The 24,003-nt window shown below is 49.5% G+C and carries 19 protein-coding genes; 14 read left to right on the top strand and 5 right to left on the bottom strand.

Features of this window, described 5'->3' with window-relative positions:
- Positions 1 to 92 precede the first annotated feature (92 nt).
- On the top strand, positions 93 to 2,480 hold the full coding sequence (locus H9Q13_RS13780; RefSeq protein ID WP_224744288.1) for a tetratricopeptide repeat protein: 2,388 nt from the start codon (positions 93 to 95) through the stop codon (positions 2,478 to 2,480).
- A gap of 75 nt (positions 2,481 to 2,555) precedes the next feature.
- Here H9Q13_RS13780 and H9Q13_RS13785 read toward each other — a convergent pair whose 3' ends face one another.
- The 3 genes from H9Q13_RS13785 to H9Q13_RS13795 all read right to left on the bottom strand — a co-directional run bounded on the left by H9Q13_RS13785 (position 2,556) and on the right by H9Q13_RS13795 (position 5,467).
- Positions 2,556 to 3,497: a Ppx/GppA phosphatase family protein gene (locus H9Q13_RS13785; protein ID WP_191184386.1), complete on the bottom strand. Its 942-nt coding sequence runs from the start codon at positions 3,495 to 3,497 to the stop codon at positions 2,556 to 2,558.
- A 439-nt stretch (positions 3,498 to 3,936) separates the two neighbouring features.
- Entirely contained in the window at positions 3,937 to 4,557 is a 621-nt protein-coding gene (locus tag H9Q13_RS13790) for a toxin-antitoxin system YwqK family antitoxin (protein ID WP_191184387.1), read from the bottom strand.
- Between the two features lie 16 nt (positions 4,558 to 4,573).
- Entirely contained in the window at positions 4,574 to 5,467 is an 894-nt protein-coding gene (locus tag H9Q13_RS13795; protein ID WP_191184388.1) for a class I SAM-dependent methyltransferase, read from the bottom strand.
- A gap of 102 nt (positions 5,468 to 5,569) precedes the next feature.
- Here H9Q13_RS13795 and dapF point away from each other — a divergent pair, with 102 nt between their 5' ends.
- The 13 genes from dapF to H9Q13_RS13860 all read left to right on the top strand — a co-directional run bounded on the left by dapF (position 5,570) and on the right by H9Q13_RS13860 (position 21,084).
- On the top strand, positions 5,570 to 6,355 hold the full coding sequence (gene dapF / locus H9Q13_RS13800; protein WP_191184389.1) for a diaminopimelate epimerase: 786 nt from the start codon (positions 5,570 to 5,572) through the stop codon (positions 6,353 to 6,355).
- Positions 6,356 to 6,364: 9 nt separating this feature from the next.
- The gene (locus tag H9Q13_RS13805; RefSeq protein ID WP_191184390.1) at positions 6,365 to 6,886 is read left to right on the top strand and encodes a GNAT family N-acetyltransferase; all 522 of its coding nucleotides are present in this window, start codon (positions 6,365 to 6,367) and stop codon (positions 6,884 to 6,886) included.
- A 631-nt stretch (positions 6,887 to 7,517) separates the two neighbouring features.
- Positions 7,518 to 10,889 (top strand): preprotein translocase subunit SecA, encoded by a 3,372-nt coding sequence (gene secA, locus H9Q13_RS13810; RefSeq protein WP_191184391.1) that lies wholly within the window; start codon positions 7,518 to 7,520, stop codon positions 10,887 to 10,889.
- Positions 10,890 to 11,018: 129 nt separating this feature from the next.
- Complete coding sequence (deoC, locus tag H9Q13_RS13815; protein ID WP_191184392.1) at positions 11,019 to 11,690, top strand: deoxyribose-phosphate aldolase; 672 nt, start codon at positions 11,019 to 11,021, stop codon at positions 11,688 to 11,690.
- Entirely contained in the window at positions 11,674 to 12,189 is a 516-nt protein-coding gene (locus H9Q13_RS13820) for a sporulation protein (RefSeq protein ID WP_191184393.1), read from the top strand. The genes deoC and H9Q13_RS13820 overlap by 17 nt, the downstream gene beginning before the upstream one ends.
- Positions 12,190 to 12,313: 124 nt before the next feature.
- Complete coding sequence (locus H9Q13_RS13825; protein WP_191184394.1) at positions 12,314 to 13,510, top strand: M20 metallopeptidase family protein; 1,197 nt, start codon at positions 12,314 to 12,316, stop codon at positions 13,508 to 13,510.
- A gap of 11 nt (positions 13,511 to 13,521) precedes the next feature.
- Positions 13,522 to 14,307, top strand: coding sequence for a DUF2490 domain-containing protein (locus H9Q13_RS13830; RefSeq protein WP_191184395.1), 786 nt, complete (start codon positions 13,522 to 13,524; stop codon positions 14,305 to 14,307).
- A gap of 149 nt (positions 14,308 to 14,456) precedes the next feature.
- Positions 14,457 to 14,960 (top strand): Hsp20/alpha crystallin family protein, encoded by a 504-nt coding sequence (locus H9Q13_RS13835; RefSeq protein ID WP_191184396.1) that lies wholly within the window; start codon positions 14,457 to 14,459, stop codon positions 14,958 to 14,960.
- Positions 14,961 to 15,129: 169 nt separating this feature from the next.
- Complete coding sequence (locus tag H9Q13_RS13840) at positions 15,130 to 16,623, top strand: Do family serine endopeptidase (RefSeq protein WP_191184397.1); 1,494 nt, start codon at positions 15,130 to 15,132, stop codon at positions 16,621 to 16,623.
- A gap of 166 nt (positions 16,624 to 16,789) precedes the next feature.
- Positions 16,790 to 18,364, top strand: a complete 1,575-nt coding sequence (gene amaB / locus H9Q13_RS13845) for an L-piperidine-6-carboxylate dehydrogenase (RefSeq protein ID WP_191184398.1) — start codon at positions 16,790 to 16,792, stop codon at positions 18,362 to 18,364.
- Between the two features lie 339 nt (positions 18,365 to 18,703).
- Positions 18,704 to 19,261: an RNA polymerase sigma factor gene (locus tag H9Q13_RS13850; protein WP_191184399.1), complete on the top strand. Its 558-nt coding sequence runs from the start codon at positions 18,704 to 18,706 to the stop codon at positions 19,259 to 19,261.
- A gap of 25 nt (positions 19,262 to 19,286) precedes the next feature.
- Entirely contained in the window at positions 19,287 to 19,943 is a 657-nt protein-coding gene (locus H9Q13_RS13855; protein ID WP_191184400.1) for a hypothetical protein, read from the top strand.
- Positions 19,924 to 21,084, top strand: a complete 1,161-nt coding sequence (locus tag H9Q13_RS13860) for a DUF4097 family beta strand repeat-containing protein (RefSeq protein WP_224744289.1) — start codon at positions 19,924 to 19,926, stop codon at positions 21,082 to 21,084. The genes H9Q13_RS13855 and H9Q13_RS13860 overlap by 20 nt, the downstream gene beginning before the upstream one ends.
- Before the next feature lie 91 nt (positions 21,085 to 21,175).
- Here H9Q13_RS13860 and H9Q13_RS13865 read toward each other — a convergent pair whose 3' ends face one another.
- Positions 21,176 to 22,675 carry a sulfatase-like hydrolase/transferase gene (locus tag H9Q13_RS13865; RefSeq protein WP_191184401.1) on the bottom strand — a complete coding sequence of 500 codons (1,500 nt, stop codon included), beginning with the start codon at positions 22,673 to 22,675 and terminating at the stop codon, positions 21,176 to 21,178.
- Positions 22,676 to 22,817: 142 nt separating this feature from the next.
- Complete coding sequence (locus H9Q13_RS13870) at positions 22,818 to 23,903, bottom strand: acyltransferase family protein (protein ID WP_191184402.1); 1,086 nt, start codon at positions 23,901 to 23,903, stop codon at positions 22,818 to 22,820.
- Positions 23,904 to 24,003 lie beyond the last annotated feature (100 nt).

The following is a 24,003-nucleotide window of genomic DNA, read 5'->3' on the forward strand; positions in this document are numbered from 1 at the left end:
CCTTTTATATATATTATTTTCTATACTTTCGGAGGGTGTTAGAAATATGGAATAGATTTTGTCATGACGAAGGCAGGTATAATCCCAGTACTATGAAAAGAACTCTACTACTTATCTGGATCCTCACAGCAGCCTTTGTGATGCAGGCGCAGAGCCGGCTTGTGTTTGAAGAAACTGTATCAGAAGCATTCCTGGTAAAACAGATGCCAGCCGGCAACAGCAGTCAAACCCATAGCAACAGTATCATCCAACTTCTTAACGATGGAGGAACCACTTCCGGCAAAGCAGGAGGCCGGCCGACCCGTAAGCCGGAGTTCGTGGTGCGCATGGAGCGACACGCCCGCATAGCCGATGCAGGAGAGGTGCTGCAGCTCAGGGTACAGCTTCAGAAAGTGAGCATAACCGGCGATGTACATTACCGGGGCTTTGACTTAGGAAGCGCACTTTTGCCGGAGCAGGTGAAGATGACGGTCAGGTTGCTCAGCAGTCAGCAGAAAGAGCTGAAGCGATACAACCTGCCTGCAGTGGGCTTAACCAAGAATGGGGTGATCGCGCTCGAAACTACTGTGCCCGACACGAGCAACAGCCAGGGCTATACCTTGAAAGTGGAGGGGATGGAGCTGGTTTATACCACTGCCGATGTGCGCAAAGTGCAGGACCAGATCGACCTCATCAAAGACTACTATGCCGCCGATGCCACTCTGAGTAAAGCCTTGCAGGATATCACGCTCATTAACCCCGATGATGTGGACCGCATTAAGCAGCAGGACCAGCGCCTGCGCGACATGGAAGAAATGCTGAAAAAGCTGCAGGAGAAACGCTTCACTGAAAAGCTCGGCCTGAACCAGTACGATCCGCAGCGCTATACCTCAAAATCAAACCAGTTGAACCAGCTTTTGAAAGAACGCCGACGTGCCATTAACCATACCTTGGCTACGCTCGATCAGCAGTTTTATAACCGGGGTATTAGCCTGATGGCCCGCAATAACCTGGCAGCAGCCAGTACCTATTTTGTGAAATCACTGGAGGTGAATCCGCGCTTTGCACCAGCGCACCTGCAACTGGCCCGGCTCGACTTTATGGCTGGCAACCTGCACGAAGCCGCTGGCCGAACCCGCGACATCCTCACCCAGATGCGCGTAGACCCGGAGACGGAACAAATGGCCCTTGGCCTGGCCCACGACATTTACAGTGCGTTTGTGACCCAGGGTCACGCCTTTAACAGCCGAGGTGATTACCACAGTGCTGTGGCAGCCTATGCGGATGCCCGTACGCTTTGCAGCACCATTGGGGGACTGCGCTGCAACATGCCCGCCCTGAACGATGGCGAAAGCCGTGCCGTCTATGGTTACTACCGAGGTATAGTGGAAGAGGGGAAGCGCCTGTTGGGGCGCAACGATTTGGCGGGTGCAGAGCAGCTGGCTGACGAGGCTATTGCTTTCCAGCAACAGTACGACTACATTCTGCACGACGCTCCGGATGCTACCGAATTGCAGGGGCAGGTGAAGTACCAGTATTATGTGCAGCACATTGATAAAGGACGACAGGCGATGAAAGCCAAAGACTACCCGTATGCGCTCAACCAGTTTGAGGCGGCGCTTGCACTGGAGCAAAGCTATACCTTTCAGCCAATTCGCGAGCTGAACAGTTTGTTGCAGCAGGCAGCCAAACCCGTTTTGTTAAGCCAGTTGACGGATGGGTATGCGCAAGCCATGAACAACCGACTGGCGGATGCCCGAGCGATAGCATCAGCGGCAGAGAGTATGCGCACAAGGTATGCTTTAGAAAAGGACGCCGAGGTGCAGGCTAAGTATGTGCAGCTGCGCGACCGGATTTTTACGCAGGAGTGCCTCAACGTACAGGCCGACTACGACAGACATTACCAGAATGCGCAAGGCCTGATCAAGGAGCGAAAGTTCATTGCAGCCGATATGGCATACCAGGCAGCCATCAAAGCGGCCGGTTCCAAAGCCACCTGCATGATCGCGACTTTCACGGCAGAGGATGGACGTAACACCATTGCCGCGGCAGCGGCTTACCAGCGCATGTTGGAAGATGTGAACAGGATGGTAGCCATCGGCAGGTATACCGACGCTATTCAGAAGTATAGCGCGGCGGAGCAACACTACCTGGCGCAGTCTGTTGGCCGGTTTGGACTTGACCATATTTCGCTCTACAACTATGCACGCGAGCAGCATACACTACCTTTTACTGCAACCGTTGTGGGGCACTTTACGGCCATGCAGGAGGAAAAAGCCGCATTGCAATTGCTAATGAATTTGCTCAACAAGGGCTATGCGAAAGGTAAAACAACAAAAGTGCAGGAGCAACTCGGTATACAGCTCGCCATAAAAGATGTGCAAAGCGGCCAGACAGATGCACCAAAAGTGCAGGCAGCTGGCTATACCCAAGGAGACAAGAAGCTCAAGAAATTAGGCAAGGCCTATGAAAAAGAGCGCAAGAAGCTGGCGAAGAACTAAGGTATAGCCACTCTGATAAAACAAGAAAGCCTGCTGATGTGAGCAGGCTTTCTTGTTTTATCAGCATGTTGTGAGTTAGTCATGGCCTTCAAATGTCTCTTGCAAAATGCCTTCTTTCAGAGCGTAGGCAGACACGCGAATCTCCTGCAATTCGTAGGTCTCCAGCACGAAGTCTACAATAATGCTGGCCAGCACAATCATATCGACGCGCATTTCCAGCATACCAGGTATAGCCAGTCGCTCGTCGTGGGTTTTGTGAAGCAAGTCCTGGTGGATTTTGTAATAGTCCGCTATCTCGAGGGTAGAAGCTGCCGGTTGGGCCAGTTGGCGTGAGTTGTCGCCACGGCGCAGGGCATCTATATCGCAAAGGGTGTCGAAGGTGCCGGAAGCGCCTACAAGCCGAGCCGGTTTATACCTGGCTACGGCTTCGGTAAGGGGCTGTAGTTTTTGGGTGAGGTAGTGTTTCTCGGCTTCCACCTGCTCGGCAGGTATAGGGTCCTGGGTATAGAACTGGTCCATGAGACGCTGGGCACCCACCTCGAAGCTTTGCTTCCAGAAGATCTCCTGGCTGTTACAAAGGATGAACTCCACGCTGCCGCCGCCAATGTCCATAATCAGGGAAGTCTGCTCATCCAACACACCAGCCGAGCGCACGCCATAATAGATCAGCTCCGCTTCACGTTCCCCATCGATTATCTCTACTTGAATATCAGTCTGCTTGTAAATGTCCTTGATGAAGTCCTCGCCGTTGCTTGCGTTGCGCACCATGCTGGTCGCCATGGCTCGTACCGTTTCCACGCCATACTCATCAATCTGCTTCCGGAAATCCTTCAGCGTTTTGAGCGCCCGCTCATAGGCTTCCGGCGCAATGGCTCCCTTGCTGATACCGCCCTGCCCGAGCCGCACCGGCAGCTTGGTCTTCACGAAGTCTGTGCGGTTACCGCTTTCGTCTACCTCCGTGATGAGGAGGTGAAAGGTGTTGGTGCCCATGTCGATGAGTGCGAGGCGTTTGGTCATGAGGGGGAATAGTTAGATACTAATTACATGGTGTCAAAAGTGGCAAAAATTGCCCCGATTAGAAACAAGAGAATATAAAAAGCTACTACCGTAGATATAAGAGCGAATGTCAGAAATAACAGGTATATAAATACTTTCTGTATTGCCGAGTAATTGGTATAACTCAAATTATAAAACGGGGTTTTAGAGACATAGATATGCGACCATACAAAAATTGCCAATGCGCCTAAGAATGCCCCGAGAAGACTGGACAGCATACCGAACGATAATCCACCTTTTATTAGTATCATATTTGTTGTTGGATGTTAATGTTCATATGGAACTGAGGCGTAAGTTTTGATAGTATTATTTTATCAGCTATTGCGTCTCGACCTACCCGATCTTAAAAACTTTAGTTGCGAAGTGTTACATTTAGGCTTGTAGAATGATATTTGCAGAGTTATAAGGCTTCCTTCTTATGCCAGTCAGGGTACTGTGTTTCTAACAATATAGAATCATTTTTGGAAAGGCAATCAAGTTGGCCCTTTCTCTTCACGATATCCCCATTTTCGTTGAACTGAACCGCACTAAAGACTTCCGTTTCAGTTGCACATAGAACGTGCTTTACTTTTCCTGTTTCAAAGAATAGTAATGTTCTCCCATTCTCATGAATAGCCAATGTATCTCCAGTAGGATAGAAGGAAACATTAAATACTATTCTTCCATTGCTATACTCTGTTCTGTTCATTAGAATCTCCCCCTCATCATATTCCATTACCCAGCCGTGCAATAAGTCATCTTTGAAATTTTTCACAGATTTCAAGCTACCATCCTCGAAGTATTCACGCCCTTCACCGTCTAGTTTATGATTAACGTAAGACGCTACCAAGTGCAGCTTACCACTAGGATAATAATATTTAGATATCCCGTTCATCCTGTTACCGGTGACCTGTATCTCTGATTCTATCCCCCCATCATCATAATAGTATTTTACAATCCTTTGTTTGTTCGTGTCACATCTGATGTTTAATATCATCATAAGGACTAACAGGAAGTAGTAACTGAATTTCTTCGTAAGCATCTTTATAGTGTTTTAACTACCTCCCCTCCGAACTAAACCGAAAGAAAGTCCCCAGCGGCAATTTCCGCTCCCCACGGTCATGAAGGTATATCTCACCCAGTTCTTCATTCTTAATTTGCTCCCCAAACGTCAATCGCATCAGGTTGTCCAAAATCAGAGCTGAGAAGCCGAGGGAGTAGAGGTTGATCACCAAAAAGAAATCGGTTTTGTCGAGCATTTGGTGGCAGAGTTTAATAAGCTCATTCAGTTCGTTTTCCAGTTGCCATTTCTCGCCGTTTGGGCCGCGGCCATAGGCGGGCGGGTCCAGAATGATGCCGTTGTAGGTGTTGCCGCGCTTCACTTCGCGACGGGCGTACTTCATGGCGTCTTCCACGATCCAGCGCACATTGTCAAGGCCGCTGGCTTCCATGTTGTCACGGGCCCAGAAGTTGACCTGCTTCACCGAGTCGAGGTGGGTTACGTCGGCATCGGCGGCTTTGGCGGCCAGGGTAGCGGCACCGGTATAGGCGAACATGTTGAGCACCTTCGGCGTTTTAGTCTTCAGCGAACGGGTCTTGTCATAAATGAATTTCCAGTTGCTGTCCTGCTCCGGGAAAAGGCCCACGTGCTTGAACGAAGACAGTCCCAGGCGGAAGCGCAGTTTCAGGTCGTTGTACTGGTAGTTGATGTACCATTGCTCCGGCATTCCTTTTTTGAGCTTCCACTGGCCTTTGTCCTGGCTGCCTTTGTCGCGCGTGAAAAAAGCATTGGCCATCCGCTGCCATTCTTCTTCCGGCAAGTGCTTGTCCCAGATGGCCTGCGGCTCGGGGCGTGCCACATAGTATTGGCCAAAGCGCTCAAGTTTCTCGAAATTTCCGGAGTCAACCAATTCGTAGTCAGCCCAGTTTTCTGTTGTTAAAAAGGAATACATATATTTGCTGTTTATATCCGGCTTGTGTAATAGCGGCAAATTACGAATTATATGCCGTGCCTGAAAATTGCACGTATCAGCTGTTTTAAATGTTTCTATATTATGCCACTAAGCTTCTATAAATACCAGGGTACCGGCAACGACTTCATCATGATTGACAACCGGAAACTGACCTTCCATGCCGATGACGAACAGCTGATCAAAGGCCTTTGCAACCGACGCACTGGCATTGGCGCCGACGGACTGATTCTGCTGCAGGAGCACCCGGATTACGATTTCGAGATGGTGTACTTCAACGCCGACGGACGACTGGGGTCTATGTGCGGAAACGGAGCCCGCTGCACGGTGCGCTTTGCCAAGCAACTGGGTGTGATCGAGGACGTAGCTTATTTCCTGGCTGCCGACGGCGAGCACCAGGCAACCATCGAGCGCGAAGAGATTCAGCTGAAGATGGGGGATGTGACCAACGTGGAAAGAATAGGAGTGGACTTCTATTTGAACACAGGCTCCCCACATTATGTGCGCTTTGTCGATGATGTGAAAAGCCTGGATGTATACGCCGAGGGCCGTGTTGTCAGGTATAACGAGCGCTTTAATGCAGTAGGCACCAACGTAAATTTTGTGCAGCGACTGTCAGAAAGTGAGGTCTATGTACGCACCTATGAACGTGGCGTGGAGGATGAAACGCTTTCCTGCGGGACAGGTGTAACGGCTTGTGCGCTGGTGGCAGGCCTGACAGGTATGGAAAGCCCCGTATCGGTGAAAACGCCGGGCGGAAATCTGAGCGTGTCATTCGAGCAGCATGGCCTGGGTTTCCGTTATGTATACCTGAGCGGCCCGGCCAGGCTGGTATTTACAGGCACGGTGCCGGTTCCGGAGAAGGTATAGCCGCGGCCCATGTTTTTGCGGTCTGACCATACCTTCCTGCGCGCCCTTGAGCCCACCGACCTGGACTTCCTCTATACCTTGGAAAACGACACATCCGTCTGGCACGTCGGCAATACGCTCACGCCCTATTCTAAGTTTGTGCTGGAAGCTTACCTCGAGAACGCCGCCCTCGACATCTATACCATCAAGCAACTCCGGCTGGTCATCTGCAAGCACGACCGCGAAGCTATCGGCGCCATCGACCTATTCGATTTTGACCCGCTGCACCGCCGTGCAGGTATAGGCATTGTGGTGTCAGCTCCCTATCGCGGCCAGGGGCATGCCGCCGATGCGCTCAACTTGCTCCTGCACTACTGTCAAAACACCCTGCAACTGCACCAGGTATACTGCTCTGTCACGGCTACTAACCATACCAGCATCAAGCTTTTCAAAAATGCCGGTTTCAAGGAAGTGGGTATACGCAAGGAGTGGCTCCGCAGGCCTGACGGGAGTTGGGACGATGTAGTGGAGATGCAGCGGTTGTTTGTCTGAATCTTTACATAGGGCCCCTACCCCAAGAATTTACAGGATTTTAAGATTAGCAGGATTTTCGTGCACGCTTGTCATCCCCCTGCCCCCTTCGAAGGGGGACTTTTCTGCCGTACTGATTTACAGGTATAAGCCCTGTATCACATGACCACTGGCAGGTACAGCAAGAGTAATTCGCACGTGAACTACATACAAATGACTTGAGCCATGTGCACTCTTTGACGCTCCACTGTTTGAGCGTTCAGCGAGTTTGGAGCGTCTTGACTTTTTTGCCTACTTTTTTTGTCAAGAAAAAAAGTTGGGCCCGGCTGGACAAGCCAAGCTATAAGACATTGCAAGTTGCCAAGATTTAAGGCTGTTGCTAAACTAGCAAGGTACAGATCAAATAACAATCAGCAATTACCCCCCTGTCACAATGCCACAGCCATTCCGGCTTTTCCCCATTCTGGCATAGGAATTTACGCGGCTTTGGCTTTGTTGGGAGGATAGGTATAGCGCATCGGCAAATATGGCAGATACACTATACAGTCGTCATTCTGGTATTGTTTTAGTGTAGAGCTTTAGATATATCAGAAAAACAGCTATTTTTGACGATATTGCAAACGCAGGATTTCATTTAAGAACAACAATACAGATGTTTGATTTTTTCGGTAAAACCGTTGCGAAACTATTCGGAACCAAGTCCGACAGAGATATAAAGGAGGTTGTACCTTACGTATCCAAAATAAACGAAGAGTACGCGAAGCTTTCCAGTCTGACTGATGACCAGCTTCGCCAGAAGACAGTCGAGATAAAAGGCATCATTGATGAGCGTCTGAAGCCGATCGATGAAAAAATCGCCGCTTTGCACAAGCGAGTGGCCGATGAGCCGGAGCTGAACATCGTGCAGAAAGAAAATATCTTCTCTGAGATCGACGAGCTGGAGAAAGACCGCAATAAGGAGCTGGAGGTCGTGCTAATGGAAGTGCTGCCTGTTGGTTTTGCCATTGTGAAAGAAACGGCCCGCCGCTGGAAAGAGAACGGCCAATTGGTGGTAACCGCCAACGAGATGGACCAGCGCCTGGCCGCTACCAAACCAAACGTGCAGATCGACGGCGACAAAGCCATCTGGGCGAACAAGTGGGTGGCTGCCGGCAATGAGATCACCTGGGACATGCTGCACTACGATGTGCAGTTGATCGGTGGTATCGTGCTGCACACGGGTAAGATCGCGGAGATGGCAACTGGTGAAGGTAAAACGTTGGTGGCAACGCTGCCGGCCTTCCTAAACGCCTTATCGAAACGTGGTGTGCACGTGGTAACCGTAAACGACTACCTGGCCCGTCGTGACTCCGAATGGATGGCACCATTGTTTGAGTTCCACGGTCTGACGATCGACTGTATCGATAAGCATACGCCAAACTCAGAAGCCCGCCGCAATGCCTACCGTGCCGATATTACGTACGGTACCAACAACGAATTCGGCTTCGATTACCTGCGCGACAACATGGCGCGTGAGACTAAAGACCTGGTACAGCGCAAGCACCATTACGCCATGGTCGATGAGGTTGACTCCGTTTTGATTGACGACGCCCGTACACCATTGATCATTTCCGGTCCGGTGCCGCGTGGCGATGAGCATGAGTTCTACCAGCTGAAGCCGCGTATTGCCATGTTGGTGGACGCCCAGCGCAAAGTAGTGACTAACTTCCTGACAGAAGCCAAACGCCTGATCAAGGAAGGCAACACACAAGATGGTGGCCTTTCGCTTTTCAGAGCTTACCGTGGTCTACCGAAGAGCAAGCCGTTGATCAAGTTCCTGAGTGAGACGGGTAACCGTGCCATCATGCAGAAAGTAGAGAACTACTACCTGCAGGACAACTCCCGCATGATGCCGGAGGCTGACGAGCCACTTTACTTCACCATTGACGAGAAACACAACCAGATCGAACTGACCGAGAAAGGCATTGACCTGATCACGGGCCAGGGCGAAGATCCACAGCTGTTCATCCTGCCGGATATCGGAACGGAGATCGCCAACATCGAGAACGACAAGTCGCTTTCTGAGGAAGAAACCCTTCACGCCAAAGAGAAGCTGATCGCTGACTTCCAGGAGAAGTCGAAGCGGGTGCATACCATCAACCAGTTGCTCAAGGCTTATACTTTGTTCGAGAAGGACACAGAGTATATCGTGACGCCAGACCACAAAGTAAAAATTGTGGATGAGCAGACGGGGCGTGTGATGGAAGGCCGCCGTTATTCTGACGGTCTGCACCAGGCCATCGAGGCGAAGGAGAATGTGAAGGTAGAAGACGCCACACAGACGTACGCCACAGTGACGCTCCAGAATTACTTCCGTATGTACCACAAGCTGTCAGGTATGACAGGTACAGCCGAGACAGAAGCAGGCGAATTCTGGGACATTTACAAATTGGATGTAGTGGTTATACCTACTAACCGCCCAATTGCCAGAAAAGACGAGCATGACAAGGTATACAAAACTACTCGTGAGAAATACAATGCCGTAGCCGACGAGATTGTGGAGCTGACCGAGAAAGGCCGTCCGGTGCTGGTGGGTACCACTTCGGTAGAAATATCCGAGCTCCTGAGCCGTATGCTGACGCTGCGCAAGATCAAGCATCAGGTACTGAATGCTAAAATGCACCAGAAAGAGGCTGAAGTAGTGGCCGAAGCTGGTAAGCCAGGTACGGTAACGATCGCGACCAACATGGCCGGTCGTGGTACCGACATTAAGCTGACAGCGGAATCGAAGGCGTCAGGTGGTCTGGCCATTATTGGTACAGAGCGCCACGAGTCTCGCCGCGTAGACCGCCAGTTGCGTGGTCGTGCCGGTCGTCAGGGTGACCCAGGTTCTTCCCAGTTCTTCGTATCGCTGGAGGATAACCTGATGCGCCTGTTCGGCTCTGACCGTATCGCCCGCCTGATGGACCGCATGGGTCTGGAAGAAGGTGAAGTGATCCAGCACTCCATGATCACCAACTCGATTGAACGTGCGCAGAAGAAGGTGGAAGAAAACAACTTCGGTCAGCGTAAGCGCCTGCTCGAGTACGACGACGTGATGAACGCCCAGCGTGAAGTAGTGTACAAGCGCCGTCGCAATGCCCTGTATGGCGAGCGTCTGGAGCTGGATATCTGGAACATGATCTATGATATCAGCGAAGACATGGTGGTGAACTACAAGAACACCGGCGATTACGAGAACTTCGAGCTGAACATCATCCGCGTTTTCGGTATCAACACAGCCATTACAGAAGATGAGTTCAAGTCAGTGCAGGCCAACCAGTTGGTGGAGCGCCTGTATAACGAAGCCCTGAACCATTACCTGACGAAGAACAAGCAGATCGCCGAGCAGGCTTTCCCGATTATCTCCAACATCCACGAAAACCGTGGGCCGATGATCGAGAACGTGGCCGTGCCGTTCACAGATGGCAAACGCCAGCTGGCTGCCGTGGCTAACCTGACCAAAACGTATGAGTCGCATGCCATGGAGCTGATCCGTGCCATGGAGAAGATCATTACGTTGGGTACTATCGACCAGGCCTGGACCGACCACCTGCGCCAGATGGACGACCTGAAACAGGTTGTGCAAAACGCGGTATACGAGCAGAAAGACCCACTTTTGATCTACAAGTTTGAGTCGTTCGAACTGTTCAAGCGTATGATCGGCAAGGTAAACGAGGAGACGGTGTCATTCCTGTTCCATGCCTTTATACCTGTGCAGGCACCAGAAGATGTGCAGCCGCCACGTCCGCAGCAAATGCCGAAACCGCCTGTGTTGCATGAGCAAAAAGAAGAGGTTCACTCTTCGCTTGAAGGAAGCGACGGCGCTACCTCCAGACCGGCTCCGGAACCAGAGCGTATCATGCCGGCCCATTCCCAAAAGGTGGCAGGCCGCAACGACCGCGTGAGCGTACAGTACCACGATGGCCGTGTGGTAAAGGACGTGAAGTTCAAGACCGTAGAGGAAGACTTGCTGCATAACCGCTGCGTACTGATCGAAGATTAAATAAAAGGCATCCATTTGCTTAAAAGCAGGTGGATGCACTTATTTTTATAGCATTAACCAGACAAAGGACATAGGAGACAGGGGGGAAATCCTTTGCTTTATGTCCTTTACTTTTTAATTGAATCCACTATGTCAGGAGAAGAAATCGCACCTTATATAGACCATACATTATTGCGCCCCGACGCTACCCAGGAGCAGGTAATGCAGCTGTGTGACGAAGCACGCAGTTATGGCTTTGCGGTAGTGTGCGTGCCGCCTTGCTATGTGCAGCAGGCAGTAGAGCGCCTCGGGCCGGGTACACAGGTTAAAGTGGCTACCGTGGTTGGCTTTCCGTTAGGCTACCAGCACCCCAAAGTAAAGTTTCTGGAAACTCACCAGGCTATTGCCGACGGAGCCACTGAGATAGATGTGGTGATGAATATCTCGTCATTTAAGTCAGGGAAGTATGAGGAGGTAGAAAATGAGCTGAGCGATATGGCCAAGTTTTGTCACCTGAAAGAGGCTGAGTTAAAAGTAATTATTGAGACGGCACTGCTAAGCAAAGAGGAGATAGAGAGAGCCTGTGAGATCTGCGCATCAGCCGAGGTAGACTTCGTGAAAACATCTACCGGTTTTGCTTCAGGAGGAGCTAGGGTAGAGGATATTCAATTGATGCGTCGGGTGCTGCCAAACCACATTAAAATAAAGGCTTCGGGCGGAATCAAAACATATGCTGATGCCCAGGCGTTAATTGAGGCGGGAGCCGACCGACTAGGTTGCTCTGCCAGTATACAAATTGTGAAACATGAAAAAAGCGCTTAATTTATTATTGGTATTCATTATCACCCTGTCAGCTGCCTGTTCTCCTTCAAAGGGAGCGCGTAAGGGTCCTGACAGTGACGAGGGAGTCGCAACCAGTGCGAAGGTGATGGATGATGTGAGCATATACCGCCCGAAGTATCCGGTTGAAGACATGGAAGCGCCGGTTGCCCGTGTAGAGCCCACTGCTCATGAAAACAGCAAGGTAGCTGTGCTGATGGACTCTGTTGCCAGCGTGAACAAGAACATAAAGTATGCACAGGGGTACCGGATTCTGGCTTACAATGGATCCGAGCGGCAAACGGTTATGAGTTTGCGCAAAGCCATCATCGCACGAGTGCCGGAGCAAAAAGACTATCTGACCTACCAGCAGCCTCACTTCCGGCTCAAAATTGGCGACTATTTCAGCCGTATAGAGGCCCAGCAAGTACTCAACCAGATTCTTGACCTGATCCCGAATGCACATATCGTGCAGGACCAAATCAATATACCTAAAAACTAGGGCAGTTTTGCTGTTATAGGTATAAGAGCGTTGCAGTTGCTACAGTGGCTGCAACGTTTTTTCTTTTTATATTTAGTGATAAATACCCCGGGAGCTCACATTTGCTCCGAAGCATACAACCTGCATGAATCAGTTAAGTCAGAAAATAAAAGACCTGGCCAAAGCCTACAGCAACGACACATTAGGTATACGCCGCCATATACACGCCCATCCGGAGCTTTCTTTTGAAGAACATAACACGGCTGCCTATGTGGAGCAGCAGTTGCAACACTTTGGGCTGGAAACCACGCGCATGGCAGAAACCGGCGTCGTGGCCTTGATCAAGGGGCGAAACCCCGAAAGCAAAACCATCGCCCTACGGGCTGACCTGGACGCATTGCCTATCACAGAGCAAAATCAGGTAGCGTATAAATCCAAAAACGCAGGCGTGATGCATGCCTGCGGCCACGATGTGCACACGGCCTCTTTACTAGGTGCCGCCCGCATTCTGCAGCAATTGCACGACGAATTTGAAGGTACCGTAAAGTTGGTTTTCCAGCCGGGCGAAGAGAAATTTCCAGGGGGCGCTTCCGTTATGATCAAAGAGGGCGTGCTGCAGCAGCCGGCGCCGGGCGGCATCATTGGGCAGCATGTGTTCCCGATGCTACCAGCCGGTAAGGTGGGATTCCGCTCAGGTATGTACATGGCCAGTGCCGACGAAATCTACATTACGGTGAAAGGGAAAGGGGGCCACGCGGCACTGCCGGAACTGAACGTAGACCCCGTACTGATCGCCTCGCACCTGATCGTGGCATTGCAGCAAATCGTGAGCCGCCATGCCAGTCCGAAAGTACCGACCGTGCTCTCGTTTGGCAAAGTGGAAGCCTTAGGCGCTACCAATGTTATACCCAACGAAGTAAAACTGGAAGGCACTTTCCGGACGATGGATGAGGTATGGCGCAAAGAGGCGCACCAGCGTATACGCAAACTGGCAGAGGGGCTCTGCGAAAGCATGGGCGGCAGCTGCGACATTGACATCAAGTTTGGCTACCCTTTCCTGAAAAACGATCCGGAGTTGACAGCCCGAGCCCGCGAGGCAGCAGAGCTATACCTGGGCGCCGGGAATGTGGTTGACCTGGATCTGTGGATGGGAGCCGAGGACTTTGCCTATTACTCACAGGAAGTACCGGCTTGCTTCTACCGCTTAGGCACACGCAACGAAGCGCGGGGCATCACCTCCGGGGTGCACACGCCTACGTTTGATATTGAAGAATCGGCTTTGGAAGTGGGCAGTGGCCTGATGGCTTGGCTGGCCGTGCAAGAGTTGCAGTCAAAAGTTTAGTTTTGAGCGATATGAAGAACCTATACCTTATACTTTTGCTGGCAGCTATGCCACTGCTGGGCACTGCACAGAGCAAGATCACAGCACCTACCGCCATTTGGCCAGAGTTGCAGCTGAGCTACGGACTGGGCGAGAACGGGCTCCTTTTTCTGGAAAACCAATACCGCATCAATACAGATAAGCGCTACAACGGTGTGAAGATGCTGGGTAATTTTGAGCGGGTACAGTTGGCATTAGGCTACGAGCATACCTTTACGGACCATTGGCGTGCCGGGGCCATCTACCGGTATGCGGTGGAAGACATGCCTAAGAGCAATTTCCTCACGGGTTTTGTGCGTCATAGCGGTACCGTCAAGAGTCTGTTCTTTAATAAGCAGGCCATGGTAGAATATGTCAATCAGGAGCAACGCGACCCCTTTGGCCGCTTCAGGCTAATGGCTGAACTAGGTAAGCGGCTTCCATTGGGCGAACGGTTCCTGACGCCATCTGCATCTTTCGAGCTTTTTGTAAACAAAGAGTTGGGGGATGATAACGCTGACCGAGACGTGCGCACGATTGACCGAACCAGACTTCGCCTCAATCTGACTTATGAGCTCAACGACAAACTGCGCATAACACCTTACTTCCTGCGGCAAACTGATTACTACTTTGTGGAAGTGGGACCGAAATATGATGAAAACGATGTGTTGATTCAGGAGGGGTATACAGACAAGCGTAACCGCATCTCACCGATCTTTGGTTTGGAAGTGAAGTATGCATTCAACAGAGCCATATCCACGGGGAGCTATACCTATTAGAGAAATGAAAAATTGACAGGAATGTCAGATTATAGGCTTTTTAAAAATGACATTATTTCATGATTTTATAAAATAAGGCGAATGGTCTGATTTTGGTTATACCTCTTGTGAATCTGATTTATTCATAACATCAAAAATAGGAGGTAGCTATGGTATTAAGAAAATACAATGGCATGCAGCAAGAGATGCCACAGACTTTCAGTTCGATGCTCGACAGATTCTTTAATGAGTCTGTAAACACAAGAGGATTTTCCGGATTCACACCGCATGTGGATGCCTGCGAGACAGAAAATGGCTATGAGTTGGAGATCGCATTGCCCGGCATTCGCAAAGAGGATGTGGCAATTGATTTCCAGGAAGGGAAGCTGACCATCTCCGGTGAGCGTCGCTTCGAGAAGAAAGAGGAAGACCGCCGTTACCAGATGCTGGAAACCCAATATGGTACGTTCTCACGCACATTCTACTTGCCCGACAATGTTGATCCGGACAAGATTGCAGCCCATTTGCAGGATGGTATTCTGATGGTGACAGTGCCAAAGGACGAGCAAAAGACCATGAAGCGACAGATTGCCATATCGGGCGGTGAGGAAGCCAAAACCCAGTCGAAACAAAAGCGGGTAGTGGCAACCGAAAACGGAAAAGAGAACAAATAAGCAGTATGAAAAAGAGGCCACGAAACTGGCCTCTTTTTTGTTATAAAAGTGTTAAACCTTGCGATTTACCTTGACCACATATACTGCCGTATAGTATATTAGCGTTATAAGTTTATAATATAGATAATTCGTAATATTTAAAATACGTCAATTTAAAGGAATTCAATACATGAAGACGAAACAGTTTATCGTTGGCCTCACGCTTTCGGCCATGTTGGGCGGTGGCGTTGCAGTAGGTAGCTATAAGTTGCTGGAAGACAACGTTATTCAAACCGAAGAAATACAGGGTCAGTACCCGACCGTGCGTTATACAAGCGACATGCGCAGCAGCAATGCCGTGGTGCCGGAAGGGCTTAACTTTATTAAAGCAGCACAAGTCTCCACTCCGGCGGTAGTGCACGTTACGACCGAATATACCGTGCGATCCACGCAGCGCAGCAACACGCCCATGGATCCTTTCCTGCGGGAGTTCTTTGGCGATGGCTTTGGGGAGCGAGTGCCGCGTGGCCCGCAGATGGGCTCCGGTTCTGGCGTGATCATCGCTTCTAACGGTTACATTGTGACCAACAACCACGTGATCGACCGGGCCGACAAAATAGAGGTGGTGCTGGATGACAAGCGCAAATTCGAAGCCACCTTGGTTGGTACAGACCCGACTACCGATTTGGCGCTGCTCAAGATCAATGCCGATAAACTGCCGATCGTTCGCTACGGTAACTCTGACGACTTGCAGGTAGGGGAGTGGGTGCTGGCTGTGGGTAACCCCATGAACCTGACCTCCACAGTGACGGCTGGTATCGTGAGTGCCAAAGGCCGTAACATCAATATACTGCGCACTAGTCAGAATGATGACCTTAGTATTGAGTCTTTCATCCAGACGGACGCGGCTGTGAACCCGGGCAACAGTGGTGGCGCTTTGGTTAACCTGAACGGCGATCTGGTAGGTATCAACACAGCGATTGCCTCCCAGACTGGTTCTTTTGCCGGTTACTCTTTTGCTGTGCCTTCTGCTATTGTAAGTAAAGTGGTGGATGACCTGCTCAAGTATGGTGAAGTACAGCGAGCATTGCTCGGAGCGACAATCCGGGAGATTGATGCAGCTTTGGCCAAGGAAAAGAGCCTGAACACTCTGAATGGGGTATACCTGGAAGAAGTGCGGGAGGGCGGTGCCAAAGAAGCTGGTCTGCGTAACGGAGACGTGATCACAGCCATCAACGATGTAAAGGTAGCCCGTAGCTCGCAGCTGCTGGAGCAGGTAGCCCGTTACCGACCTGGCGATAAAGTGAAAGTGGATTACCTGCGCGATGGCAAGTCCCGGTCGGCCAATGTCACGCTTCGCAGTCTGAATAACAGCACCGAGATCTCAAAGCGCAGTACAGCTAACGCTGTGACGTTTGACGGTGCTACTTTTGAGGCCGTAAGCAAGCAGGAAATGAACAAACTAGGTATAGACGGTGGTGCCAAGATCAGCAACATTGGCAAAAGCAAGTTCCGTGATACAGGGATGAAAGACGGGTTCATCATCACCCGAATCGACAAGTATGCAGTGAATGTGCCGGCTGATGTGGAGAAACATCTGAAGAACTTTGATAGCGGTGTGGTTTATATAGAGGGCGTATACCCTGATGGTCTGAAAGCCTACTACCCGATCGGGAAACGCTAAGGCCGGATCGCTCTAAGCAAAAAGCTTCTGCAGTATTGCAGGAGCTTTTTTGTTTTAATAGAAGCAAAAAAAGGCCTATCTTCATGCTGCTGAGCTATCCTGGGGTACAGGTACAGCTTACACAAAACACCCGTGATCATTAAAACCAAGATTAACAAATAGAATTATGAAACAAGCCATAGATGAAATGCCCCTGACAAAAGCCATTGCCGATGTACTGCAGCAACTGGGCATCAAAGAACTGAACCCCGCCTATAGCACCGGCCTGAACTGGGGAGGCGAAGGCAACAAAACCACCCGCGACATCTATTCACCTGCCGACGGCAGCCTGATCGCCAGTGTGAACATGGCCACTGCCGACGACTACGAACAGGTGGTGAAAACTGCCCAGGAGGCTTTTAAGGTATGGCGCACAGTACCAGCTCCGAAGCGAGGCGAGATCGTGCGACAGATCGGTAACAAGCTGCGTGAGCACAAGGAAGCACTGGGCAAACTGGTGAGCTACGAGATGGGCAAGATCCTGCAGGAAGGCCTGGGCGAGGTACAGGAGATGATCGATATTTGCGATTTTGCCGTAGGCTTATCACGTCAGTTGCACGGCTTCACAATGCACTCGGAGCGTCCGCAGCACCGCATGTACGAGCAGTACCATCCACTAGGTATAGTTGGTGTTATTTCTGCCTTCAACTTCCCGGTAGCAGTTTGGAGCTGGAACGCCATGCTGGCAGCCGTTTGCGGCGACGTGACTATCTGGAAACCATCCGAAAAAACACCATTGACGGCCATCGCCTGTCAGCACATCATCCGCGACGTGCTGGCCGATAATGAGCTGCCTGAAGGTATATTTAATGTGATCATCGGCGATGCAGAAATCGGTAGCCTGATGGCACATGACACACGCGTACCACTTGTATCGGCAACAGGCTCTACCCGTATGGGTAAGAAGGTAGGCGAGGCCGTGGGAGCTCGTCTTGGTAAATCTTTGCTGGAGTTGGGGGGTAACAATGCCATCATCATCACCGAGAATGCTGACATCGAGATGGCGCTGCGTGCCGTGGTGTTTGGGGCCGTGGGTACCTGTGGCCAGCGCTGCACCTCTACCCGTCGCCTGATCATCCACGAGAATGTATACGACCAAGTAAAAGAGCGCCTGCTCAAAATCTACCCGAACCTGCCGATCGGACACCCGCTGAATGACACCACGCTGGTAGGACCACTGATTGACAAAGACGCCGTGAAGGCTTTCCAGGATGCGTTGGAACACGTGCAGAGTGAAGGCGGCAAACTGCTGACAGGGGGCGAGGTACTGGAAGGCGAGCAATACGCAACCGGTACCTATGTGAAACCAGCTATTGTAGAGGCCGAAAACCATTACCACATGGTGCAGGAAGAAACATTTGCTCCTATCCTATACCTGATCAGGTATAGTGGTGCCGTGGAAGACGCCATTGAGATTCAGAACGGTGTGAAGCAAGGCCTTTCTTCGGCTATCTTCTCTTCTAACCTACTCGAGACAGAAGCTTTCCTGACGCATTGGGGTTCTGACTGCGGCATTGCCAATGTGAACATTGGTACGTCCGGTGCCGAGATTGGTGGAGCCTTTGGTGGCGAGAAAGACACAGGCGGTGGCCGTGAGTCTGGTTCCGACGCCTGGAAGATCTACATGCGCCGTCAGACTAACACCATCAACTACAGCCGTGAGCTTCCCTTGGCCCAGGGCATTAAGTTTGATATTGGTTAATGATCAGGATTCAGTATGTGCAGATTTAGAGTCTGAAAATTTTTAAGAGTCACTCAGTGATAAAATCCTGTTAATCTTAAAATACTGTAAATCCTGATTCTGACACAGCCAGTCCCGTCCGGGGCTGGCTTTTTTTGTGGCTATACCTGAAAAATGCGCACACCTTTTCCACTGAAGTGTTAGCAACGGAAAATTATTGGAAATATTTTGCAACTTGATGCAACCCAACGCTTTTGCTTGTGTCTTTAGTGCAGATAGAATGAAGGAGAAGGAAGATATAGGATGAAATAGGCTAACTAGTCGACGAACGAGGCAAAAAGAACGATAAACGAGGCAATTTTGGAAAAAAGCACTTTTCAGGATGTAAATGCTCAGGTAGTGCAGCGCTGCAGGGAAGGGGATAACCGTGCCCAGTATGAGCTGTACAAACTTTACTCCAAAGCCATGTTTAACGTGAGCATGCGCATCACCAACGACTATGCCGAGTCCGAGGACGTGTTACAGGAAGCGTTCATGAGCGCCTTCAAAAACCTGCATTCTTATAAAGCAGAAGCTTCATTCGGGAGCTGGCTCAAACGAATCGTTATCAATGCCTCCGTCAATGCCATCCGAAAGCGCCGCTCTGAGTTGGTGCCTTTGGAAGAGCGCATAGCAGGCGACATACCTGACGAGGAGGAGAGCGACGACACTGAGTGGCAGGTAGAGAAAGTCCGCAGAGCCATCCAGCGATTGCCAGACGGCTACCGCGTTGTGCTTAGCCTATACCTGCTCGAAGGATTTGACCATGCCGAGATTGCGGAGATACTGGGCATAAGCGAGTCCACTTCGAAATCGCAGTATAGCCGGGCCCGAAAGAAGCTGTTGGATATCATAAAAGATTCTGAGACCATGGTTTGAACTTTACAATAATAGAGGAGCAAAGATGAAAGATAGATTAAAGGAATTTGTGAACGAAAACCGGGAGGACTTCGATGTGTTCGAACCCCGGCCGGAGCTGTGGCAGGAGATCTGTAGCGAACTGAATGCGCAGTCTGCCCAGGAGCAGGCTACCCGCAAAGAAGCCAAAATGATTAGCATTAGCTTCGGGGAGCGACTTAACTTCAGCACCGATTTATTGTTTATGCGTGTAGCGGCGACCATTGTGCTGCTGTTGGCTTGCGGCCTCACGCTTTGGATGGTGAAGCAAAACAGCCCTGTTTCAAATAACACGATGGCGGCTGCAAGTGAGCAAGTACAACTCAACCAGATCGCGCCTGAACTGGCCGAGGTGGAGGTGTATTACACGAATCAGATTAAGCAGAAACGTGAAGAGCTGAGTGACTACGATGTGAAAGTGCTTGGCCTGGATGAAGCCCGCAGTATAGACCGCGAACTTGCCCGACTCGACAGTAGCTATACTCAACTTAAGAACCAACTCTATACTACCCCGAACACTGATCAGGTGATGGGAGCCATGATCCAAAACCTGCAGATACGGATCGAGGTACTGAACCGCCAGTTGGAAGTGCTTCAGAAAATAGAACAAATTCAAAAACAAGACAATACTGAACCTGAATACAATGAGACCACTACTATTTAACGCTCTGCGCAACTTAACTTGCCTGCTGGCTTTGCTGCCTGCCCTGGTGCTTGCACAGCCCGAAGCCCCGGAGACACCTTGCCCATCTGCTATATCAGTTGCGCCAATCTCGGCACCGGTACTGGCTGTGCAAACTGTCCCTGCCACTGCTAGCTATACTCCAGATCAAGTTTTGCAAGTTACGCCCCTTCCTGCCATACCTGAGCAGACGGGCCCTGCCAGCACGAGTAACCCAGAGTGCACAGCGGAAGCAACTGCCTATGACTCCGAGAAACGCAAGACCTTTGAGAAGACCTATAAGGTGAACAAGTCAGATGTACTTAATGTCGAAAACAAGTTCGGGAGGGTGCATGTGAATACCTGGGATCGAAATGAAATACAGGTGAAGGTTGAGATAATCAGCAGAGCGAGTTCGGAGAAAAATGCGCAAGAACTTCTCGATAAGATAAGCATAGCTGACAAGCGTAGTGAGAACACTGTTTTTGTGAGAACCGAGATGGAGTCCATAAAGAACCATGGCGGGACCAGAAGTTTTGAGATCAACTACACAATCAGTATGCCTGATGAAAACGCATTAACTGTTAAAAATAGCTTTGGAGATGTTTATCTAGCCGCTTTGAAGGGAAAAGTAGATGTGAATGTAAAATACGGATCACTCAAATCCGATAGATTGAGTAATGCATCCAACTCTGTCAGTATTGCCTATGGCTCAGGTCGCTGTGGTTATATAAACGGTGGTCAGGTACATATTGCCTATTCTGATCTCAACATGGAAAGTACCAATGGGCTGAAGGGTTCTTCTAAATTCAGTGACTTTAAGATCGGCAGTCTGGCAGAATCCCTTGACCTTGAATTAAAGTATGGTTCGCTCCGCGTGGATAATGTCAGTAAAAATGTTCGTAAAATAAATGTGGCCAGTGGGTTTAGCCCGATATACCTGAATTTTGACGACAACACCACATTTGACTTCGATGTAAATGTGCAGTTCGGAAATTTCAATGTTAATAAGGCACTGGTGAAATACACTACCCTCGAAAAAAGCCACACCTCAGCAGTATATAAAGGCAAATTTGGCAGTGCTTCGTCTAAAGCCTCCGTGAGCATAGTCTCTAAATATGGCGACGTGAAGTTTACGCGATAGCCTGATTATGAAACATATAGCATTAGAGTTTGTAAAATAAGTGTTTGTTTAAGGTGAGAAGAGCCGGCTTGTGAGCCGGCTCTTTTTTTGATTAATAACGGAAAGGAATAATCGAGTTAGCTCCCCGTCCAAAAATATCGCCGCTCAGGAAGACACGATTAGCGGGAGGCGACTCATATAGCGTGGGGCCATACCTGCTTCTTATATGGCTCGGGGCATAGCCTTGAAGCATCAGCAGTGTCGGAAATATCTGGGCATGTGTCTGCTGGTTGGGTTTTGGCTTTGTAAGCATGGCAGTATAGCCAGACTTATCCAAGCACCACAACGGAACGTTAGCCTCAACAGGAGACACATTGGAGACACTCGCATGTGTAATGCTGATGCCATCGCCAGACAAGTCCTGACCATGATCCGAAGTATAGATTATGAAAGTACTATCCTGAGGTGTTATGCCACCCATTAGCTTTTCCCAGAACCTGTCCACAGACCATCTGAGGGAGTTGAAATACGTATTGGTTGACTTTTTACGACTCTTCAAAATGCTTCGCTCCGATAATACAGGTCTATAAAAAGTAGAGTCGGGCGGGTAAGTACGGGCATAAGGCCAATGAGCGCCTACTTTATTGGCATATACAAAAACCTTCTCATCAGATTTAGAAAGCTTAAGGAGTAGATCCGCAATGAAAAAATCGCGCTCGTAGTAGGGCTGTTCAAGTTGCTCTTCAGTCACATAAAGGTAATGGTCAACGCTTTCCAGATCATGCAGCGTCATAAAATTCTGCAGAATGCCTCGCCCCATCTGCATGTCTACAAAATAGGTCGTATAGCCGGCCTTCTTGGCATACTGAAATATACTGGGCTGCTGTAAAGCCTTTCTATCTTTGTCGGGGAGCTCATGGGACTGTAGCCCGCTCATAAGCGCAATGTTGCTGCCGGCACTATAGTTAGTGCAGGCCGACGCTATTCCGAAGTTCTGAAGTTCCGGTGCAACGCTTTTAAGAAAGGGAGTTGTATTGGCTTCCTGGCCATTAAGCGAAAGTGCACTCCCTGTTATGCTTTCATCGACTATCAGGAACAGGTGTTTTGCGCCAGGGTGTTTGGGTACCACCTTAACGGGTTCGCGCTGAGTCTGAGGCAGCGCATGGTTGTAGGCCGTGAGCGTACTCAATGGAACCCTGTATAAAGCAGGCAGGTCGTCGATAACACCCAGTGTTCTGTTTATATACCAATAACCCAGCAGAACAGCAGGTAACAGTGCTAATGCATAACTAGCCTGATAGGTATACCGAAACCGTTTAGTTACAAGCCGCAACACCGCTGCTACCCCCATAGTTGTTGCCAGCGCACCTAAAACAGGCAATGCATAGTTTTGAATGGCAGAACTTAGCAATGATGTATTGCTTAAGGCTGTATGGGCGTCGGCATAATTGTAGTTATAGCCAGATATAAAGCGATAGACCAAACTGATGAAAAGAAATGGGAGCCAAAGTCCGGCAGTGATAAGGCGAGCAGTTCTGTAGCTGTTGAAAAGTGCTACCTGCATGGCCCAGGCAGTAAAGCAGAACACCAACAGGTATAGTGTCAAACTCATGACACTGCCCTGAAACAACAGCATCTGCAAGACCTGGTACACCCTGCCCGGCCGCATTTCTACTGTGACGATAAAGAGGCAGAGGAAAAGATAGAGCAGAGAAGTATAAATAATTTTGGAAGGCAATCGCATCTCTTTCTCTTCAGGTTTTTTGTAAAGCGGGAGCCACGAGACTCATTAACTTGTTGACTATAAACTTAAATACCATTGTAAAAACGAATACCACAGCCAGGTATGCAACAGCGGCAATTAAAGACCACACTATAGAGCGGTTGCCTAATGCTACAAAAGGACTGCGGCACAGGCCATGAACAGCAAAAAAATACAATGAGTTGTTACCAAAAAAAGTAATTGCTTTCGCAAAAATACTACGCTTGGAAGGAGCGGTATAATAATAAAAAGCAAGAGCGATAAAAGGCACGCTGAAAAACGCCAGCAGCCAGAAGTATTGACTGAACGAGCCTAATCCGAATATAAGAAGAGCAAGTGCGAACGGTAGGAGTCGCATGGAGATGATGCTTTTGCGTGCCAGGTAGATCCCGAGTGCGAATTCAGGTAAATGCCCCAGAAAGTTGACACGGATGAAAGGAATTGCGGTTGGCAGAGATACAATAAAAGCAAGTTGGATTAGCCAGGGAATAACGATACAGGCAATTAGATAAGTGTCTCTCTTTAACTTCAGGAGGAAAGGAGAGATAAGGTATAACTGGAGTATGAGCCCAAAAAACCACCATGGCCCCGAAATGCTGAGTGCTTGGTCAGGTATCAAATTGGAGACTAACAGTAACTTGAAAAAACCTTCATAAGCGAAAGTAGCCAGATCCATTGCCTTGGCCGGGAAGAGGAGCGTAATTGTAGTTTTATAAATAAAAAGAAGAACTACTGCGAAAAACAGTACAGGGTAAATCTTTTTGAAGCGTTTTAAATAGAACTGTGCGTATTTGATGTTTCTGTCCTGCGAATATTGTATCGCAAGCCCATACCCACTGAGAAAAACGAATATTTGAACTGCATAATGACCAAAAAATGAAAACGTTTGCCTGAAGATATCCAGAGGTGACGTAATTAAGTTATACAGAAAAGTGTAGACGGTCGGATCGGAGAATGAAAACTCGTTCTCTCCAGGGGCCTTATCCAGAATGTGGAAATAGTTGTGCAGCATGATGATGAGAATGGCTATACCTTTCAGGAAAGCAGCATCACCTAAAGTTATTCTCTTAATCAGCATTTCACTAAGGGGCAAAATTTCAGCGGTCAGGTTTGGAACAATAACTGTCTTAAAGGTAATTAGATTATAGCTTAATTTATTAATCGCCCTCCGATGTAAA

The sequence above is a fragment of the Pontibacter aquaedesilientis genome, assembly GCF_014773225.1.
In the GTDB taxonomy this organism is placed as follows: Bacteria; Bacteroidota; Bacteroidia; order Cytophagales; family Hymenobacteraceae; genus Pontibacter; species Pontibacter aquaedesilientis.

What these genes read in the sequence shown, in the direction of transcription:
- H9Q13_RS13780 (WP_224744288.1), top strand. Translation starts at nt 93, where the DNA reads ATGAAAAGAACTCTACTACTTATCTGGATCCTCACAGCAGCCTTTGTG.
- H9Q13_RS13785 (WP_191184386.1), bottom strand. Translation starts at nt 3,497, where the DNA reads ATGACCAAACGCCTCGCACTCATCGACATGGGCACCAACACCTTTCAC.
- H9Q13_RS13790 (WP_191184387.1), bottom strand. Translation starts at nt 4,557, where the DNA reads ATGCTTACGAAGAAATTCAGTTACTACTTCCTGTTAGTCCTTATGATG.
- H9Q13_RS13795 (WP_191184388.1), bottom strand. Translation starts at nt 5,467, where the DNA reads ATGTATTCCTTTTTAACAACAGAAAACTGGGCTGACTACGAATTGGTT.
- dapF (WP_191184389.1), top strand. Translation starts at nt 5,570, where the DNA reads ATGCCACTAAGCTTCTATAAATACCAGGGTACCGGCAACGACTTCATC.
- H9Q13_RS13805 (WP_191184390.1), top strand. Translation starts at nt 6,365, where the DNA reads ATGTTTTTGCGGTCTGACCATACCTTCCTGCGCGCCCTTGAGCCCACC.
- secA (WP_191184391.1), top strand. Translation starts at nt 7,518, where the DNA reads ATGTTTGATTTTTTCGGTAAAACCGTTGCGAAACTATTCGGAACCAAG.
- deoC (WP_191184392.1), top strand. Translation starts at nt 11,019, where the DNA reads ATGTCAGGAGAAGAAATCGCACCTTATATAGACCATACATTATTGCGC.
- H9Q13_RS13820 (WP_191184393.1), top strand. Translation starts at nt 11,674, where the DNA reads ATGAAAAAAGCGCTTAATTTATTATTGGTATTCATTATCACCCTGTCA.
- H9Q13_RS13825 (WP_191184394.1), top strand. Translation starts at nt 12,314, where the DNA reads ATGAATCAGTTAAGTCAGAAAATAAAAGACCTGGCCAAAGCCTACAGC.
- H9Q13_RS13830 (WP_191184395.1), top strand. Translation starts at nt 13,522, where the DNA reads ATGAAGAACCTATACCTTATACTTTTGCTGGCAGCTATGCCACTGCTG.
- H9Q13_RS13835 (WP_191184396.1), top strand. Translation starts at nt 14,457, where the DNA reads ATGGTATTAAGAAAATACAATGGCATGCAGCAAGAGATGCCACAGACT.
- H9Q13_RS13840 (WP_191184397.1), top strand. Translation starts at nt 15,130, where the DNA reads ATGAAGACGAAACAGTTTATCGTTGGCCTCACGCTTTCGGCCATGTTG.
- amaB (WP_191184398.1), top strand. Translation starts at nt 16,790, where the DNA reads ATGAAACAAGCCATAGATGAAATGCCCCTGACAAAAGCCATTGCCGAT.
- H9Q13_RS13855 (WP_191184400.1), top strand. Translation starts at nt 19,287, where the DNA reads ATGAAAGATAGATTAAAGGAATTTGTGAACGAAAACCGGGAGGACTTC.
- H9Q13_RS13860 (WP_224744289.1), top strand. Translation starts at nt 19,924, where the DNA reads ATGAGACCACTACTATTTAACGCTCTGCGCAACTTAACTTGCCTGCTG.
- H9Q13_RS13865 (WP_191184401.1), bottom strand. Translation starts at nt 22,675, where the DNA reads ATGAGTTTGACACTATACCTGTTGGTGTTCTGCTTTACTGCCTGGGCC.
- H9Q13_RS13870 (WP_191184402.1), bottom strand. Translation starts at nt 23,903, where the DNA reads ATGCTGATTAAGAGAATAACTTTAGGTGATGCTGCTTTCCTGAAAGGT.